Source organism: Flavitalea flava, assembly GCF_054461575.1.
The window spans coordinates 54803-72803 of record NZ_JBTLQH010000023.1; the positions used below are offsets into that span (position 1 = coordinate 54803).

Annotated in this window: 11 protein-coding genes; 3 read left to right on the plus strand and 8 right to left on the minus strand. The window is 46.1% G+C overall.

Annotation, left to right across the window (positions count from 1 at the left end; all coding sequences use genetic code 11):
* Positions 1-63 precede the first annotated feature (63 nt).
* A complete protein-coding gene (gene ychF, locus ACX0G9_RS19180; RefSeq protein ID WP_459066565.1) occupies positions 64-1164 on the plus strand; it encodes a redox-regulated ATPase YchF in 1101 nt (366 codons plus the stop codon).
* A gap of 1330 nt (positions 1165-2494) precedes the next feature.
* On the opposite strand, the gene ACX0G9_RS19185 is transcribed toward ychF, so the two are convergent.
* Positions 2495-5389: a TonB-dependent receptor gene (locus tag ACX0G9_RS19185; protein ID WP_459066566.1), complete on the minus strand. Its 2895-nt coding sequence runs from the start codon at positions 5387-5389 to the stop codon at positions 2495-2497.
* Positions 5390-5483: 94 nt separating this feature from the next.
* Here ACX0G9_RS19185 and ACX0G9_RS19190 point away from each other — a divergent pair, with 94 nt between their 5' ends.
* Positions 5484-6413: a phosphoribosylaminoimidazolesuccinocarboxamide synthase gene (locus ACX0G9_RS19190; RefSeq protein ID WP_459066567.1), complete on the plus strand. Its 930-nt coding sequence runs from the start codon at positions 5484-5486 to the stop codon at positions 6411-6413.
* Here ACX0G9_RS19190 and ACX0G9_RS19195 read toward each other — a convergent pair.
* The 7 genes from ACX0G9_RS19195 to ACX0G9_RS19225 form a co-directional block, all read right to left on the minus strand.
* On the minus strand, positions 6384-7778 hold the full coding sequence (locus tag ACX0G9_RS19195; RefSeq protein WP_459066568.1) for a sensor histidine kinase: 1395 nt from the start codon (positions 7776-7778) through the stop codon (positions 6384-6386). The two genes, ACX0G9_RS19190 and ACX0G9_RS19195, sit on opposite strands and share 30 nt — an antisense overlap.
* Before the next feature lie 213 nt (positions 7779-7991).
* Positions 7992-9065 carry an oxygen-dependent tRNA uridine(34) hydroxylase TrhO gene (gene trhO / locus ACX0G9_RS19200; protein WP_459066569.1) on the minus strand — a complete coding sequence of 358 codons (1074 nt, stop codon included), beginning with the start codon at positions 9063-9065 and terminating at the stop codon, positions 7992-7994.
* Positions 9066-9095: 30 nt separating this feature from the next.
* A complete protein-coding gene (locus ACX0G9_RS19205) occupies positions 9096-11708 on the minus strand; it encodes a DUF5686 and carboxypeptidase regulatory-like domain-containing protein (protein ID WP_459066570.1) in 2613 nt (870 codons plus the stop codon).
* 101 nt (positions 11709-11809) lie between these two features.
* A complete protein-coding gene (locus ACX0G9_RS19210; protein ID WP_459066571.1) occupies positions 11810-12169 on the minus strand; it encodes a hypothetical protein in 360 nt (119 codons plus the stop codon).
* A gap of 58 nt (positions 12170-12227) precedes the next feature.
* Positions 12228-14687 carry a penicillin acylase family protein gene (locus ACX0G9_RS19215; RefSeq protein WP_459066572.1) on the minus strand — a complete coding sequence of 820 codons (2460 nt, stop codon included), beginning with the start codon at positions 14685-14687 and terminating at the stop codon, positions 12228-12230.
* Positions 14688-15126: 439 nt separating this feature from the next.
* Positions 15127-15984, minus strand: a complete 858-nt coding sequence (locus ACX0G9_RS19220; protein ID WP_459066573.1) for a hypothetical protein — start codon at positions 15982-15984, stop codon at positions 15127-15129.
* A gap of 228 nt (positions 15985-16212) precedes the next feature.
* Complete coding sequence (locus tag ACX0G9_RS19225) at positions 16213-17313, minus strand: aminotransferase class I/II-fold pyridoxal phosphate-dependent enzyme (protein ID WP_459066574.1); 1101 nt, start codon at positions 17311-17313, stop codon at positions 16213-16215.
* A gap of 65 nt (positions 17314-17378) precedes the next feature.
* Here ACX0G9_RS19225 and ACX0G9_RS19230 point away from each other — a divergent pair, with 65 nt between their 5' ends.
* Complete coding sequence (locus tag ACX0G9_RS19230; RefSeq protein WP_459066575.1) at positions 17379-17993, plus strand: MiaE family protein; 615 nt, start codon at positions 17379-17381, stop codon at positions 17991-17993.
* The last annotated feature ends 8 nt before the right edge of the window (positions 17994-18001 follow it).

An 18001-nucleotide genomic window follows, 5' to 3' on the forward strand; every position in this document is an offset into this window, starting at 1 on the left:
TTACGGCCTGAAATTAGCATTTATTGTCTATTTTCGCCCCCCGAATTAAATATCAATTAGTCTATGGCTTTACAAGCAGGAATCGTAGGGTTGCCAAATGTGGGAAAATCAACCCTGTTCAACGCAGTCAGCAACAGCGCCAAAGCGCAGGCCAGCAATTACCGGTTTTGTACGATCGAACCCAATACCGGTCTGGTGGACGTGCCGGATGAAAGATTAAACAAACTGGCGGAGCTGGTGAAACCCAACAAGATAGTGCCGACCCAGATCGGTATCGTGGATATCGCCGGACTGGTGAAAGGAGCCAGCAAAGGAGAAGGTCTGGGAAATAAGTTCCTGGCCAATATCCGGGAAGTGGACGCCATTGTCCATGTGATCCGTTGTTTCGAAGATGAGAATATCCTGCGGGATGAAGGGGCCATCAATCCCGTCGGCGATAAAGAGATCATCGAAACGGAATTACAACTGAAAGACCTGGAAAGTGTAGAAAAAAAATACAGCCGTACGGAGAAATTACTCAAAACCGCCGATCCAAAGGTTAAGGCGGAATTCGAAGTATTGAAACGGTGCAAGGAACATTTGGAGCAGGGCAAGAGCATCCGCGAGCTGGATCTCACCAAAGAAGAAAAACTGGCCGTGGCCGATCTTTTCCTGTTGACCGACAAAATGGTCCTCTATGTAGCGAATGTGGACGAACCCTCGATGCATACCGGAAATAAATTTTCCGACGCGCTGATCGCTTCGGTAAAAGGAGAGAATGCCCAGGTTATCATCATGAATAATTCCATCGAAGCACAAATTTCAGAAATGGAAGATCCCGCGGATAAGGAGCTATTCATGGATGAATATAAAATGAAGGAACCCGCGCTGAATAAACTGATCCGTTCGGTCTACAAATTACTGAGCCTCGCCACTTATTTCACGGCAGGCGTTCAGGAAGTCAGGGCCTGGACCATCCATGAAGGGTGGAAGGCGCCTCAGGCGGCCAGCGTGATCCATACCGATTTTGAAAAAGGTTTTATTAAAGCGGAAGTGATCGCCTATAATGATTTTGTTCAGTATGGTTCGGAAGCGGCCTGCCGGGATAACGGAAAACTACGCATTGAAGGAAAGGAATATATCGTGAAGGATGGGGATGTGATGCATTTTCGTTTTAACGTCTGATAATATTATTGTTTGTTATGAAAAGGCATCCTGCGGATGCCTTTTTTGATTTGGTTTCATTGGATTTATTGGCCTTATTGACCTTATTGGCTTTACGCATGCCCTAACCTCCCCTCCGCTGATTTTCACTTCCTCCGATTTGCTTTAGTATTTTAATCATCCGGGCCATTACTGTGCCGTAGAATAAGTCCCGGTGGTGAAAAAATGCGTCGGTTGAGGGTAGGACATGCGTCAGCGCTGGAGTGGCCAGTATAAAATACTCAAATTGATGAATGAAACGCACCTACAAAACTCACCTTGAAGAATTGCAAGGATTTTTTTTAGAAGGTTAGGTTTCATTGGATTTATTGGCCTTATTGACCTTATTGGCTTTACGCATGCCCTAACCTCCCCTCCGCTGATTTTCACTTCCTCCGATTTGCTTTAGTATTTTAATCATCCGGGCCATTACTGTGCCGTAGAATAAGTCCCGGTGGTGAAAAAATGCGTCGGTTGAGGGTAGGGCATGCGTCAGCGCTGGAGAGGGCCAGTTTAAAATACTCAAATTGATGACATGAAACGCAAATACAATACTCACCTGAAAGACTTGCAAGGATTTTTTTTAGAAGGTTAGGTTTCATTGGATTTATTGGCTTTATTGACCTTATTGGCTTTACGCCAGCCCTAACCTCCCCTCCGCTGATTTTCACTTCCACAGGTTAGCATTTAGTTTTTAATCATCCGGGCCATTACTATGCAGTAGAATATATTTCGGGAGTAACCGAGTGAAGCGAAGGCAACTGAGTTCCGTTCGGATGAGAACGGGACGAAAGTTGCGGGCGAAGCCCTAACGAGTAGAAGCTTCGGTCCTCGCTTCTACGAAGTTCTAAAAGGCGTCGGTTGAGGGTAGGGCATGCGTCAGCGCTGGAGTGGGCCAGTCTAAAATGCTCAGATTGATGACATGAAAATATTACTTCAGTATTTTTTAGTAGAAACTAAATGCTGCACTTTGAACTTAGGGCAGTGATATACCAAAAAATTTGACCTTTTTTACGAGCGGTTCGCAAAGCCGATATTGGCTCGGCTCACCATTCCTCTAATGCCCGCCTATAACTTCCGTTCATGAGTAAAACCAGTCAAATTTTTTGGTATATCACTAGCCTGAGCCCCTAAAGCATCATCAAAAATTCAAAAAAAAATAAAATCTTCACTCAACCGTGAGGGATTGCAGTGGAAAGCCCACAGGGGCTGAGCATAGCTCAGGTCCGAGGACTTGGAACGGAAAGCCCGGCCTGTAAGGACACGCAAAAAAAGATAGCACTAAATCATTATTAAGATAACATGAGCGGTCTCAGAATATATTATACCCAAAACTCACATAATACAATCCCCCGATAGCCGGGTTAGCATACTGGGTGATATAATAATGATCCAGGATATTGGTGGCGCCTAATTTTACCAGGGAATGGATCGACGGGAATTTATAGCTGACCTGTCCGTCCAGGGTACCAAAGGCATCTACGTTCCCTTGTTTGAAATCACTTTCGGTAAAATAAGAATCCTGCCACCTGTATTGAAGATTAAAGCCAAATCTTTTCTGATAACCAAATCCGGAATTACTAAACCCGATATTAAAACGGTAGTCGGGCGTATTAAAATACGTGGTAAATGTGGAATCGGGATTATGGATATGGTCGGTGGAAATATTGCCGCTGATGGCAAAATTACGGGGCAGCAAAAAATCGATACTCAGGCCAAAACCATAGGTATGAATTTTATTGGCGCTGTTTACCGAAACGGAATAGCCCGTATAACTTTGGGTCAATAAAAAATTGGCAGGTCCACCCGGGCCAAATTGAATGACGGAGACCCTGCCGATCAGGTTCTGGTATTGGGCATAATAGCCATATAAGTCTACCAGCACCATTTTGTTGATCAAACTTTTATACCCTAACTCATAAGAGTTCACCGTCTCCGGTTTGAACTGACCGAACTTTTGTTGTTTCAGCAAAGACGGGTCGATGGTCCCTCCTGCCGCAGCTCCACCAAAGGCCGCAACACTGCCCGGGGTATATACGGGATTGGAAGTGAAATTATAGAAATCTCTCAGGGAAGGAAGCCCCCCGATCAGGATTCCCGCACCGGTATTTAAATTGATCCACTGGTTCTGATTGGAGGGAAAACGATACGCATTCTGATAAGATGCCCGGATAAAATTATCTTTTGCCACCTCTACTACAGCAGAAAGACGGGGTGTAAATTTGCCGTCAAAATTATCATTTTTATCATAACGCCCCGAAGCAGTAAGTTTTAATTTGTCATCAAAGAATTTTTTCGCGATCTGCAAATAGGCTCCGTATTCATTGGTATTGATACGTCCGGCGCTATCTGCAAACAAGGTACCCTGAGAATTCAACACATATCTTCTCCAACTCGCTCCCACAATAACCTCAGCAAATTTCACATAATCGGTCAGGTTATACTGTCCTTCGGTCTGGTAAAGATTGGTGCGATCGAGAAATAGACCGCCCTTGGGAATGGGTTTGGAACGAACAGAATCCAGGAGGTGTTTGAACACGTCAGACCCCGCAACAGGCCTGCCGGCATCTGCCTGCTGCCTGGCGAAGGTAAATGCCGCAGCTTTTGCCTGATCCGGGGTGGCGCCTCCGCCAACCGCCTGCGAATAGGCTCCAATATAATTTCCAATATAGGTCGGATACCAGACCGTACTTCCTCCGCCCCAGGACTCATTGAGCAAACGGGTCGTCACGGTTGCATTATAGGCCTGCCCTGAATTCTCCTGGGTCGTATAGGCCCGGATGAACCAACGGTCCGCCTTTAATTCCAGTTTGTATTGACCCATTTTAAGCCCTTTCAGCGAATAACGGTCACTTCCGGTATATACTGTGTTGCCCGTTCCATAATTCCCGGTCAATGATAGTTGTAAATGCGGAGTGAATTTATAATACAGACCACCCGATACCCGAAGGATCTCGGTTTTGTGATCGATAACATCCGTTTCATTATACCCCGTTCTGGATACATTCTGATTAGGAATGATCCCCCCCTGTTTACCATTGTAAAAAGGGGCGGTCTGAGGGTTTGTAGACAGGAAGCCATTGATCTGCGCCTGGCTGGGGTCCATACCCGTGGCCGCATGATACTGCGCGACATATCGCTGGGTGGCAAAATCCAAAAACAGGTTCGTTACCCCCAGCATATTGGCTGAGGTTTCATCCCCATAGAGATTCACCCCATCATAATTCGGATCGCTCATGCGATTGCCGGGAATGGGATGATTGCCCAGACCTGCACCCACCCCCGTATAATCAGAGGTATTGGTTGCCGCCCAATCTTTGGCCTGTACATATTGTCCGCCGATCTTGAAGGCAAATTTGTCGCTTACTTTCACTCCCCAGCGAAAGGCCAGGTCATAATAAGGCGAAGCGCCATAAGGGTCATTTTTTCCCAGGTGCATGACTCCCTGTTTGACTTCGGCACTGACGCCCTGGTATTTAAAGGGATCCTTGCTGCTGATCAGCAGGGTTCCGGTCATACCACCCGAACCATATAAAGCAGAAGAGGCACCCTGTAATAATTCCATATTATCGACATCCAGGGAAGTAAGCCCCACCACGGAACCAACAGAAAAATTAAGCCCGGGCGCCTGGTTGTCCATTCCATCCACGAACTGATTGAACCGTGGATTGCCGCTGCCGTTAAAACCCCTGCTCGTGACAGAATTGAAAGTAAGACTGGAACTGGTGACATCAACCCCTTTAACCGTACGGATCACATTGTAATAATCCGTGGCAGGGCTGTTACGAATAGCAGCCGCCCCTACCCGTTCGATCGAAACGGGAGATTCGAGTATCCTCTCCGGAACCCGGCTGGCGGAAACAACGACTTCCACCCCTAACGAAGAGGCAGGTTTGAATTCCACCTGAACGGGATGGGCCGCATCGCTCAGGGAGACTTCCTGTGTCTCGAAACCAACCGATGAAAATACCAGGACCAATGGAAGGCTTTGTACGGTAGTTATTTTGAAATTCCCCTTGTCATCCGTGAAGGTACCGGCGCCGGAGCCCTTAATGGTGACCGAAACCGCCGGAACAGTTTCTTTATTGAGCGAATTATGTACATTTCCGGAAATGGTGGTAGAAGGAGGAGAAGACTGTGCAAAAGCGATTACAGAACAAAAAAACAAAGCAAGTTGGAACGCAAACTTTTTCAGGTAGTTTTCCATAATGCAAGATTTCGTTAGTAAAATCTGATATTAAAATCTAATATATTACTAAAATACACATTGTAATGTTGTCCCGAAAATTTAATTTTGGCGAATGAAGAACTTGCAATTTCCCCACCAAACGAATTTCTATCGCGGAAAAGTTCGCGATGTATATACCATTTCCGATAAATGGCTGGTAATGATCGCATCAGACCGCATCTCCGCTTTTGACGTGATACTTCCACGTCCTATCCCCTTTAAAGGACAAGTATTAAATCAAATAGCTGCATACATGCTTAAGGCCACTGCGGATATCTGTCCGAACTGGCTGATCGATGCACCCGCCCCCCAGGTGGCGATCGGGCATAAATGCGTGCCTTTTCGGGTAGAGATGGTAGTAAGAGGCAACCTTACAGGACATGCGTGGAGAACATACAGCGGCGGGAAAAGAGAATTATGCGGGGTTTCCTTACCTGAAGGGCTAAGTGAAAACGATTACTTCCCCGCTCCCATCATTACTCCTTCTACAAAAGCAGAAGTGGGACACGATGAGGACATTTCCCGCGCAGAGATCATCAGTCGCGGACTGGTGAATGAAAACGATTATGCACAACTGGAGAAATATACACTGGCCTTATTCGCCAGAGGCAAGGAAATAGCCGCCAAAAGAGGATTGATCCTGGTGGATACCAAATATGAATTCGGAAAGATCGGAGATACCATTTATCTGATGGATGAGATCCATACTCCCGATTCCTCCCGCTATTTTTTTGCGGATGGCTTCCAGGAACGCCAGGAAAAAGGAGAACGGCAGCAACAGCTCAGCAAGGAATTCGTACGCGAATGGCTGATTGCCAATAATTTTATGGGGAAAGAAGGCCAGACCGTTCCGGAAATGGACGATGAATGGATCCAAACCATCAGCAGCCGTTATATCCAATTATATGAAAAGGTGATCGGTGAGTCCTTTAAGCCCCAGACCCTGAAGGACGAAGAGATCTACCAGCGTATTTTATTCTCCCTTGGTAATATGGCGGGGTAAGGTGAAGGAGAAAGTGCTGCCTTTGCCAGGTTCGCTTTGAACGTGCATGTGGCCGCCATTCTTCGTAAGAAACTCTTTGCAAAGCATTAATCCCAAACCGGTGCCGGCTTCACCGCCGGTACCCCTGGTGGTATAATAGTTCTCTTCCATTAGTCTTTGGAGATTGTCTTTGCTGATGCCGGTGCCCGTATCCTGGACCAGCACCTCGGTATGGGAAAGCATCTCCCGGGCATCTATGGAAATAGCCCCGTCTTCCGGAGTGAATTTTATGGCATTGGATAAAAGATTACGCAGGACAAGGTTGATCATGTCTTTATCCGCATATACATATACGGGTTTGTCAATCTTGCTTTTTATATAAATCCGTTTGGCATCCGCCTGCAACCGGAGGATCTGCAATACTTCCCCGGTGATCTTCCCGATGTCCAGCACCTGCGGCCGGATGGATTCAGCATTCATCTGGCTCCTCGCCCACTGCAAAAGGTTCTCCATCAATCCGGTAGTATAGGTCAATTCATTCACTACCTCCGGGATCATCATTTTTATCTCATCGGCAGGAAGATCATATTGCTGTATGTTCCGGAAAAGATTACGCAACGCGTAAATGGGCGCTTTCAGGTCATGGGCGATGACGGAGAACAATTTGTTCTTTAAGGAGTTCAGCTCTGTCATCTGCGCTGTCTGCTCTTCCAGTAATACGGCCTTCCTGGCAATATCCGCCTTATGACGAAGGATCTTAAGATTACTCCGGCGCAATTGGAAGTTCTTATCCCTGGTCTGCAGCTGGTACCGGGTATTTTCGCTCTTAATCAATAATAACCCGTACAATATAAAAAAGAGGGCCAGCAGGTGATTAAAGATGTAAACCGGGTAATTGATCAGCTCCACCTTGTACTGATAATCTTTCCAGATCTCACAGGACAAGAAATAACCAACCATGGATAAGGAAAAAGAAAAAATGATATTGTAGATCTTATGTAAAAAAAAGACCGATAAGACCCCGTAGAGTACAAAAAAGAATTCGAGCCCTGCATCGATCCCCAGGGCATAGACCGTACAGGTCGCTACCGGATATAAAACGAAATAGATTAAACGGGCCAGTTCGTAACCGTGATAATAATTGGCGGTAAGGACCAGGATGCTGATCAGGGCAGGAGAACAGGCAATGAGCCAGAGTGTGGGGGGAATAGCATCTTTGAAGAACAAACCGCATAGCGGCACGACGATGCCGGTGAAGATCCCCAAAAAATTCATGACATTGAAGATCCCCAGCTTCCTTTTCTCATAACTCCCGAGAGAAGGTGTATAACCAATATCTTTAATACTTGCCTGGAAACGCAAAAATTTTTTGACAGCAGTATTCATGATATCAGAGCCTTAATTTTAGTTTTCCGGAACGCACCGCCAACAAAGCCTTAAAAAATATGATCTAGCTATAATCAAAGATGTATTATTAAACGTACGAATTACATTTTTATTTGGACGCAAAAATGAACATATAATTTAGCGGCAACTCTTTTGATCAAAACAACTTCAAATATATAAACCGATAACTATACGTAATAAAAGAAAAGACAGCTAAGGCATATTGAATTCGTTGGATTCGTTGGATTTATTGGATCCGTCTAGCCTTGGGCGCAAACGCGATTTGGCCTTATTAAAAACCTGGCGCCCTTTGTCTATGCCTTTCCGGAGCGTTTGTTGGTCCTCCGGGGGCAGGTGGATGATCTCCTGGCAGACAGGGCTGCAACATCCCTCATACCTGACTGCGCAGGCTCCGCATTGGATAAATAACAGGTGGCAGCCTTCGTTCCGGCAATTGGTGTGGGTATCGGCAGGCTGCCCGCATTGATGGCAACGGGCAATGATCTCATCGGTAATCCTTTCTCCCAGGCGGTCATCGAAGACAAAGTTCTTGCCTTTGAATTTGTTGTCCAGTCCTTTTTCCTTCACGGTATTCGAATAATGGATGATCCCCCCTTCCAGGTGATATACATGCTCAAACCCCTGATGGAGCAGGTAGGCGCTGGCCTTTTCACAACGGATCCCCCCGGTGCAATACATGATGATATTCCGCTGCTTATCCGTTCGAAGCATTTCGGCGGACATCGGCAATTGGTCCCGGAAGGTGTCAGAAGGGACTTCCACCGCATTTTCAAAATGTCCTACCTCATATTCATAATGATTGCGCATATCGACGACGATCGTTTGCGGGTCGCCCGTCAGCCGGTTAAATTCTTCTGCATTGACATATTTCCCCTTGTTGCTCATATCGAAGGCCGGGTCGTCAATGCCATCGGCCACTATTTTATCCCGCACCTTGACCTTCAACACCCAGAAGGACCGGCCGTCGTCATCTACGGCTACATTAAGACGCAGGTCGCTCAATCCCGGAATGGCATGAAGATGCTCCCGCAACCAGTCAAAACCGGAACGGGGAACGCTGATCTGTGCATTAATGCCTTCCCGGGCGATATAGATCCGGCCAAAAACCACTTTTTCAAAAAGGGAGGCATAAAGCCCGTCCCGGAAGCCTTGAGGATCTTCGATGGGGAAATAACGGTAAAAGGAGAGCGTAACGCGGGGTTCGGTTTCCTGGTAAAGACGCTCCTTAAGCTCCTTTTGGGAGACACGATTGTGTAATACAGACATGTGGTACAAAATTACAAAAAAAGGGCAGAACTAGTTGCCTCCGGCCTTTACATTCCCGCCCAACAAACCTCCCAACCCGATCCTGACACCGAATTGACCATTGTGGCCATTCAGATAAGAGGTCACCAGATCTACCCGAAGTACCTTAAAGAGATTTTCCAGGCCGCCGGAAACTTCGACATAGTTGTTATCCCGGTTCACATAAAACGCATTTACCGCCCCTACAAGGTGCCAGTTAAGGCGTCTGAATAACGGGATCTTATTGGTGAGGAACCCATTGAAGTGGTGTTCGATATGGCCCGTTGAATAAAAGGCACTGGTCGTACTGTTGGCATAATAGGGAGCCAGCTGAAAGCTGTTAAGGTATTCACTGGCGATAAAGGTTTGGTTGCCATTAAAATGCTGATAGTCCTGAATAAAGACCGACCTGGAATTTAAAAACCCTCCGATACCGAACCGGTATTTCAACATTCCCTTCAATTTGAAATTGTGCTCATCCCAAATGGAAAACTGCCATTTGTCAAAATTCACGTCGCTTCCCAAAACACCATTCCAGCCTTTCTGATAAGCGAGGGCCAGGGTGGGGTATTTTGAACCGATCGCGATCTTGCGGCGGGGGTATTCAATATACTGCTGTCCCGGCTGGTATTGCAAATAGAGCCCTGTAAGTAAGACCTGGTGTCTGGGAAATTGCGAACCGATCTGTTCAACCGGATAGTTGGGAGTAAATTCCCTGTTCTTAACATGGAAAATGGAAAAATCCGTGGTGTTTTCTATAGGAATCCTGTCCTCGTACAAAGCGTTCGCCCGAATTCGCAGGCCATTGTCGAGACGGCCTGACCAGCTTAATTCCCCAAATACATTCTCATAGATCTTCATATAATTCCGGCGAAGGAACAAGGTATATAAAGCATTGATTGATTCGGTTATCGGGCCGGGCACCTGGACGATCTGCGGAATGGGTCCCGAGCCCTGACCAGGACGGGCAGGATCGCCCGCGTTGAACTGGCTGACCCGTTTTCCACCGGACAAGGTCCAATGCTGGCTTATCTGGTCGCCATCCATTTCTATCATTCCCGGCGTAGCAAACGGTTTTTTGTCCAGCGTGACGGCTGCCCAGGCATTCAGACGGATATTATGGAAGCCATAACGAATATGCGGAGAAAAGGAGATCTGTTGCCCTTTTCGTTTGAGTGGCGTGGATACCGATCCGTTAAAAGAAAGATTAAGCCCTTCTACCGTGTTATACAGGAGATTGGGGATCAGCCCTTCCATGGAATACCGGACGGGGTGGACCGGGCCATAGTCCGAGCGGGAGAACCCACCGCTAAGGATCTGCTGGATTTTAACCGGCCCCTGACGTTTGAGCAGAGAATCCCTGTTGCGCCGGGAATGCATCGAATCGCGGTTATTATGGAAGATGCTGTCCTTCACCCTGTAATTGGTCAATTCCTCAGGTTCAAGCTGCACCGGCCGGATGGAATCCCAATAAGCCTTGCTTTTTTTATTGGCGGCCGTATCGAATTTCATAACGATGTTGTTGAAATATTTTTTCCGGAATTTTGGGACCGCCTCGTATTTATTATAGACGTTCAGGAAATTACCCACCGCATCGATCCCCAGGATATTAAAGGTAAAATAGACGACCTGGTCCTTGGTCTGCCAGACTCCATTACCCACAGGAACGTGGATCTGCCTGATCTGCAGCGTATCCAGGATCTCCAGTTGGGCTTGTTTGAGCAATAGCAGATCCAAGGAGTGAATACGCCACTCCCCTTCCATGATATTGATCGTTCCGGAAAAAAGCGGTTCATATTTCCGCCGGGGAATGACCTGGATCTTGTTGATCTCCTTCCCATCCTCGAAAAAAGACCCCAGGTATTTGTACCGGTAAAAATTCAGGGCAGTCTCGGCAATGGGAGAAATGAAACCGCGGGGACTCAATTGCTCACCCAATACCGTGATGTTATTATCATAGAAATTGATGAAGGTGGGCAGACTGAAACCATATCCGTTGGAGCCGCTTTCCCTGCCCGAGAGCACTTCCAGTTTTATTTTGCCTGGCTTTTTAAAGGAGACCTTTGTCAGGGATTCGGAAAGAAAGATGATCCCCTTGCCTGCCGAGTCAACCCCCATTTCCAGTTTGTCCTTTTCTTCTATTTTCTGACCCAATACTTTCCTGGGCAATTTGCGTGTTTTGATCTGAGTCTTGATATAGGCTTCGCAGGTGAAGGAATCAAGAGGCGATTGGTAATCTTTCCTTTTTTTAATGGCATTCCGGATAATTTCATAGGCCGGATCCTCCCCTCCTGGTCTGACTATGATCTCCGCCATGGATAGTTGCTGCAGGGATAAATGGAAATCGATCATCTTGTCTCCCGTCCCTGCTTCGAGGGCAATCTTTTTTTCTTCCCTGGTATAACCAACATACTGACAGACCAGCGTATAATCTCCCGCAGGAAGATCAAGGAAATATTTCCCTTCTTTATTTGCGGTAACCCCTTTGGTGGTGCCTTTGACCAGGATGGAGGCGTAGGCAAGGATGCTGCCTTTATCATCCCTGACCGTACCGGTAATTATTGTGGCCCGGCTGGTGATAAAACTAAAAATACCGATAAGGCATAAGGTGAGGATTCTTGCCATGGAAGAATTTTAAAATTTTCAGGGAGGGTACAGGGGCGTATCAAGGCGGTTACAAGGAGGCCTCTCCTTGTCGCGACGCAATGATGAAAAAAAGCAGGGGGTTATTTTTCAGACAACCCCCCCCTTTGTTTGAGGAAACTTCCTGTCAGGGAGCCGCCGCCGCCTACCAAGGCACCTACCAGGGCAGTTACCAGGATCAGCAAAACAGGCGATCCGTCAAGCGGAAGAATACGGGCAATCTTTTTGGATAAAATACCGGCATTCCCTGAATCGATCCCCCAGGCAAGCAATCCCCATAATAAAAACAAAGCCAGAAATCCGGCCAAAAAGGCCAGACCGGGTCTTTGAGGAATGAATGCACTGACGATGAATGCAGCCAGGGCGATCCCCCACCAGGGGAAGTATAAACCGCTCACAAAACTTAGCAGAGCGATAAGGAGAATGGAAACTATGAATTTCATTATACTGTTTTGTCGTTTGTTATTTTATTGATGATCCCTGGTTTAGAAATGGGATGGCCTATTTCCCAAATGCCATTTTCCATTTAACGCGTTTGTCTCTTGTTTCATCCCTTTCCATTACCCATAGGGGATAGTATTTTCCGGTAGCCCAATGATCGATGAACGTATCGTAAAAAGGACTGCCCGGATTACCGCTCTGTCCTCCGGGGTAGACTCCATAGGCTTCCGTTTTATCGGTAAGGTGAACGATCATGCGCCAGCTGGGTCCATGAAATTGTTTGGCGGCATTGATACAATGGGTACCACCGCCGATGGGCAGATGCATCCTGCTCAAGGCTGGCAGATGCAATAAATGGCGTGCCCAGGTATCTTTATATTTGCCCCATAAAATTTTTCCATCCTTTTCTGCCTGGGCCAGATCGGGTATCGATTTCTTAAACGCAGCGGTAACAACCTGCTGAAGCGTTTCTTTTTCGGGGGTATTGATATTGTCGACGAAAGAGTAAGCTGAATCCTTTAACAGGGCTTCCAGTAAGGTGCTTTCAAAAGGTCTTAACATAGGTAAACTGGTCTTTGAAAATTCATCGTCCCAGATACCGCTTTCCAGATGAGCCCACCAACGGTTAAAGATAACCGGACCTTCTTCACCGGGATCATTACGGAGGTTCCATAATTTAAAAATGTTCAGGAATTTTTTGTCTTCGGGCGCCAATTGGGATTCGTCGATATTTCGCAATAACAAGAGCCGGGCCATTTCTGCGAATACGTCATAATTATCCGTTTGGAGTTTCATCATATCGGATGGGGTGATCTTATCCATTTTGTTCAGGAAACGATTGATGATCAGCCCACGGTACATGGGAAAATCGCTTCCCAGAAAATAAGAATAGGCCGTATCCACTACCCGTTGATTGGCGCTGCTGACGAAGCCCCTGTCCGGATCGAGCATATAGGGGTTTTCGTCCGGAGGGATATTTTTATACTGGGAATTTCCCTGCCACATATAGGAGCTATCCTCCCCAGGCATAACAAACTCTCCCTGGCCCTTCCATTTAGCCGGGAACTCCCCCTGTTGCCTGATCGCTATCGTTCCGCTCTTATCGGCATATACGATGTTTTGTCCAGGCGTACTCAAATAGCTGATGGACTCCTTGTAATCACTGTAGTTCTTTGCAGTCCGGAGACGGGCAAAAACAGCCAGGTCGTTGGAAGGGTCATTGGCTTTCCAACGTACGGCATAAGACCGGGTATTGGGAACATCGGAAAAACCCGCGAATCCTGGATCATACAGAACTGGCCCGAATACGGTATAAGCCACCGTATCATAAAAGGTCGGCTGCCCCTTGATCTTAAGGGTGTCAATCCTTCGGTCGGCAGTTTTCCACTCTTTGTCAAACCAATATTCCTTCCGGCTGTCGTCCTTGAACCGGATCGAATAATAATCACGGACATCCCTGCCTGCATTGGTGATACCCCAGGCACAACTGTCATTGAATCCTATAATGATATAAGGCGCACCGGGGAAAGAGACTCCGTATGTATTAAATTCAGGGGTCTGGATCTGCATCTGGTACCAGATCGCCGGCATATTTGTCCCTAAATGAGGATCATTACAGAGAATGGGGCGACCGCTTAAGGTCTTTTTCCCGCTTACCGCCCAGTTGTTGCTGCCATTGTTTTTTTCCGGTTTGAGCTCCCGGGCAGTAACGGTATCGGTACTCTTAAAATAAAGAGAATCCACCGTGGGGGGGATTTTCAATTGGATGCCCGGAGGCAAAAAAGAGGTTCCTTTCGGGATAATGGGGTCCAGGCTGTCCTGGGAGGCGGGATAGAGTTTGGCAAAATCTTCCTTGCTGAATATGCTTTTGGCATTGGTCATTTCAAAATCATTGTCTCCACCTGCCAGGTCATAGGCAATATATTGGGTGAACAAGGCAATCTTGAGATTGGACCAGGGCTCCGGTTTGTAATTCAGGAGTTTGTATTCCAGGGGAAGCTCACTTTCTTTCAGGTTACCTATATAATGATTCACTCCGGCCGTATAGGCATCACAATCTTTTTTCGTGATACTGTCTTTCTCTATTTCCTGAAGACCTTTCTCAGCTCCCCAAACCATTCCTAATCTGCGCATGGAACGATCGTATTTCAGATAGTTGTTGTTCTCGCCCGGCCCAAGGATCTCGCTTAGTCTTCCCGCTGCCGCATGTGTCTGGAATTCCATCTGCCACAGGCGGAATTTGGCATGCAGATATCCCTGGACAAAACAGGCATCCTCCTCATTTCGGGCATAGATATGGGGGATCAGGTATTCGTCGAAGTAGACATCCACCTTATCTTTTAATTCCGGCAGGGACAGTTCGGCATTAAAATCCGGCTCTGACGGTTCCGCATTTTGCCAGAACCCATGTTGTGGGCTTAGGAATTTCCCCAGGGGAGGCACCGGCCCCCAAGGGTTGTTTAGAAAAAAAATCAGTCCGGCAGTCAGGAAAAAAGAAATAAGAAAAGGAACGATTCTCATACCGTTATGTTGAGGTGATGGGGTAAAAGTGCTTAAAAGTAAACTATTTTTTCAAATGGCCAGAGACAGTGGTCCAAAACCGGGCCACGGCCCGGTGACCGTAAGGTCAATCATTAGAGTAGTTTTTTGAGACGGGGCTATTTTTCCAAAAGGCCCGTCTCAAAAAACTACCACAAAATGGTATTGTACAGGTCGGTGCTTCTGCTCAACTTTGCAGAGACAAACAGGTAATGATCGTACCGTTTAAATAGGATGTTGGAGGTAATAAACTAGTTCAGGTGGTTCAGGTAGATAATAGGCCGGTCTCAGGGGTGAGCCGGCTTATTTTTTTGAATCCAAACTCACCATTTGGCATTAATAATCAATCATTTAAGAAGATACTGAGCTAAAAAAAATTTATCTTCCAATTATTTCGATAGCTTTTTTCATTACAATTGGCTTAAAAATATTTTTCTCGCCATAATCCATGTTGTTTAAACCTTGCTTCCATGCGATTAAAGTCTTCTTCATCGGGGAGATCCACTTGCCATATTGAATCATTCAAATTAGTCCTATATATATGATGAATAGGACCATACTTCCTGTTTAATGAATCTCTAAAGCAAATTGCAACGGAAAAATATAAAATTGAATTAGGGCCTGAGTGTCTAGTTTGAAAAATTAAATAAGTAGAACGAATTTCCCCAGGAGGAATAATTTCTGTATGGTTTAATTCTGAACGCCTATTTAAGGAATCATCTTTAGAAATATTGTTATTGCCACTTAACACCGAATAATCAACAGCTACATTTTTCGCATACGTGTCGCCATTATTGGTAAGAAATACATAAAACTTAGATAAATCGTTTATACCACCCTTATCAATTCTCGGGTTCTTATCTGCCTTTAAAGGGAATAGATCTACAATAGGCTTTCTATCTCGAGCTTTCTTTTTAAGATTTGAACTTTCAGAAACTTCTGACGACCTTTTTTTCTCCTTTTCATTTATAAAATCTTGAATTTCTTGCTTCGATTTATCAATTGAGCTATCTGTGTGTAATATACCACTTTCTAACTTTTTCCTTGTTGTATCTGATGTTGCGGTTGTAGTACTTATAATATCCTTCTTATCTTCCTGCGAACCAAGGTCCTTAATGATTGTATCGGCAATTCCGAATATTAACGTTAAGACCAAGAAAATTAAAATACACCATGTTTTGCAAGATAATTTACCCGTTGATTTAAATTCGCCCCAATAGCCCAAACAAGAAAAGATAGTTAAGAAAATAAATGCAATTATGCTAATATAAACGCCCATAAAAAATCTGATTAAGAGGAGAAAGTTATATTTTTTGTACCTGAAACAAACTCAGATCAACAAAAATTCATTGTAATGTTTAATGTTAATATGAAATATTGGCAATTTTAATACTCCATATAATTAAGGAAAAGTCTTTCTTATTAATATTCAAATTTACAGATCCTTAAAGAAAGTGAAGAAGGTCAAAGCGCGGGCTTCCCCTTTCACCAATTCGGCCAATTAAATTCAGCCTAATCCGGAAATCAGCCTGTCCAGTTCTTCATCAGTGTTGAAGGCGTGAAGCACTATGCGCAAGCGTTCGCCTCCCTTCGGAACCGTCGGATAAAGAATGGGGCGGACATCGAGTTGTTTACCCTGCAGCAGCGCAGCCATTTTTTTTACGGCTTCATTGCCGGGAACGATAACCACCTGTATGGGTGTAAGACTTGTCAGCCGTTTGAATCCCAGGGAAGCTCCCTGGAAACGTGTGATCAATTTATGTAAATGCGCTCTTTCCTTTTCCAATCCCGGGAATAAAGCATAGGCTGCCCGGATCGCCTGTATACTGGACTCGGGTAAGGCCGTTGTATAGATGAAAGAACGGGAGAAATTGATCAGGTAATCCCGGAGCTGACCGGAGCCCAATATAATGGCGCCGTGACAGCCTACGGCTTTTCCGAAAGTATGTACACGTGCAAAACACCTGTTCTGTAATCCCAGCTCCTGGATCAGCCCCTCTCCTTTGCTACCGATTACCCCTGTCGCATGGGCCTCATCGACGATCAGGTTTGCGTTGAATCGTTCGCATAGTTCCTGGATCTCTCTTAAAGGAGCCTGATCGCCATCCATAGAAAACACGGATTCCGTTACTACAAAAATATTCCCCTCTGCCTTTTGCAATTTTTTTTCCAGGTCCAGGCAATCATTATGCAGAAAAGAAAAGGATTGGGCAAAAGAAAGGCGGATACCATCGCGGATGGAGGCATGGCTGAGGTAATCATAGAGGATGGTATCTCCCCGCTGCGGTACGCAACTTAACAGCCCCAGGTTGGCATCATAACCCGAATTAAAGATCAGCCCGGCAGGAGCGTCGTGGAAAGCGGCCAGTTCCTTTTCCGCATCTTCTATCAGCGGATAATTACCCGCCAGCAGACGGGATCCCGCACTGCCGTGCAGGGGGCTGGCATGAAGGTTCGGACGTTGGATCTTCTCTATGAGCCCCCTGGTGACTATGCCCAGATAGTCGTTTGAACAAAAATCGGTTTTACCATCCGGTAACCGTAATTGACGAAAGGCATTTTGGGCCTTCCGCTCATCCAGTTTTTTATGCAGGAATTCATCTTTCAAGCCTGTGGATTTTCAGGCAAACCTACAGTAAAATGTGTTACCGGCTTTTTTGGTAGGTTTGCAGTATGGAAACAGCTACCGGTCCCGGACAAAAAAACATCCTTGGTCTGCAATTACCCACCGATCCCCGCTGGGTGGATCTGGCCAGCATTTCCCTGGAGGAGATCCTGACCGATCACGCCTGGTGTGAGCAGAAGGCGGCCACCAGTTGTATTTCGCTCATTCAACGTTATCCCCACCAGGAAAAACTGGTGCAGGAGCTTTCTCCCCTGGTCACCGAGGAATGGGGTCATTTTCGGCTTGTCCTGGCGGAACTCCAGAAAAGAGGATTAAAACTGGGCAAACAACGAAAAGATCAGTATGTGAACAAACTGATGGAATTCCAATTAAAAGGAGGCAGCGAAGAAGAACGTTTCCTGGACAGACTGCTCATTTTCGCCCTTATTGAAGCGCGTAGCTGTGAACGTTTCAAACGCCTGAGCGAGGGGCTGTCAGATGATTATCTCCGTCAGTTCTACAGACGTTTTATGGAAAGTGAGGCAGGCCATTATCATTTATTCATCGAGCTGGCGGAAACTTATGTCGATAAGGAAACCGTACGTCGGCGGTGGAAAGAATGGCTTCAGTTCGAATCCGGGATAATGCAGGAAATGGAACTGAGGGGGGACAGGATACATTGAGCAATGTC

Excerpts from the sequence above, each read along its gene's own strand:
- ychF (WP_459066565.1), top strand. The coding sequence starts at position 64 with ATGGCTTTACAAGCAGGAATCGTAGGGTTGCCAAATGTGGGAAAATCA.
- ACX0G9_RS19185 (WP_459066566.1), bottom strand. The coding sequence starts at position 5,389 with ATGGAAAACTACCTGAAAAAGTTTGCGTTCCAACTTGCTTTGTTTTTT.
- ACX0G9_RS19190 (WP_459066567.1), top strand. The coding sequence starts at position 5,484 with ATGAAGAACTTGCAATTTCCCCACCAAACGAATTTCTATCGCGGAAAA.
- ACX0G9_RS19195 (WP_459066568.1), bottom strand. The coding sequence starts at position 7,778 with ATGAATACTGCTGTCAAAAAATTTTTGCGTTTCCAGGCAAGTATTAAA.
- trhO (WP_459066569.1), bottom strand. The coding sequence starts at position 9,065 with ATGTCTGTATTACACAATCGTGTCTCCCAAAAGGAGCTTAAGGAGCGT.
- ACX0G9_RS19205 (WP_459066570.1), bottom strand. The coding sequence starts at position 11,708 with ATGGCAAGAATCCTCACCTTATGCCTTATCGGTATTTTTAGTTTTATC.
- ACX0G9_RS19210 (WP_459066571.1), bottom strand. The coding sequence starts at position 12,169 with ATGAAATTCATAGTTTCCATTCTCCTTATCGCTCTGCTAAGTTTTGTG.
- ACX0G9_RS19215 (WP_459066572.1), bottom strand. The coding sequence starts at position 14,687 with ATGAGAATCGTTCCTTTTCTTATTTCTTTTTTCCTGACTGCCGGACTG.
- ACX0G9_RS19220 (WP_459066573.1), bottom strand. The coding sequence starts at position 15,984 with ATGGGCGTTTATATTAGCATAATTGCATTTATTTTCTTAACTATCTTT.
- ACX0G9_RS19230 (WP_459066575.1), top strand. The coding sequence starts at position 17,379 with ATGGAAACAGCTACCGGTCCCGGACAAAAAAACATCCTTGGTCTGCAA.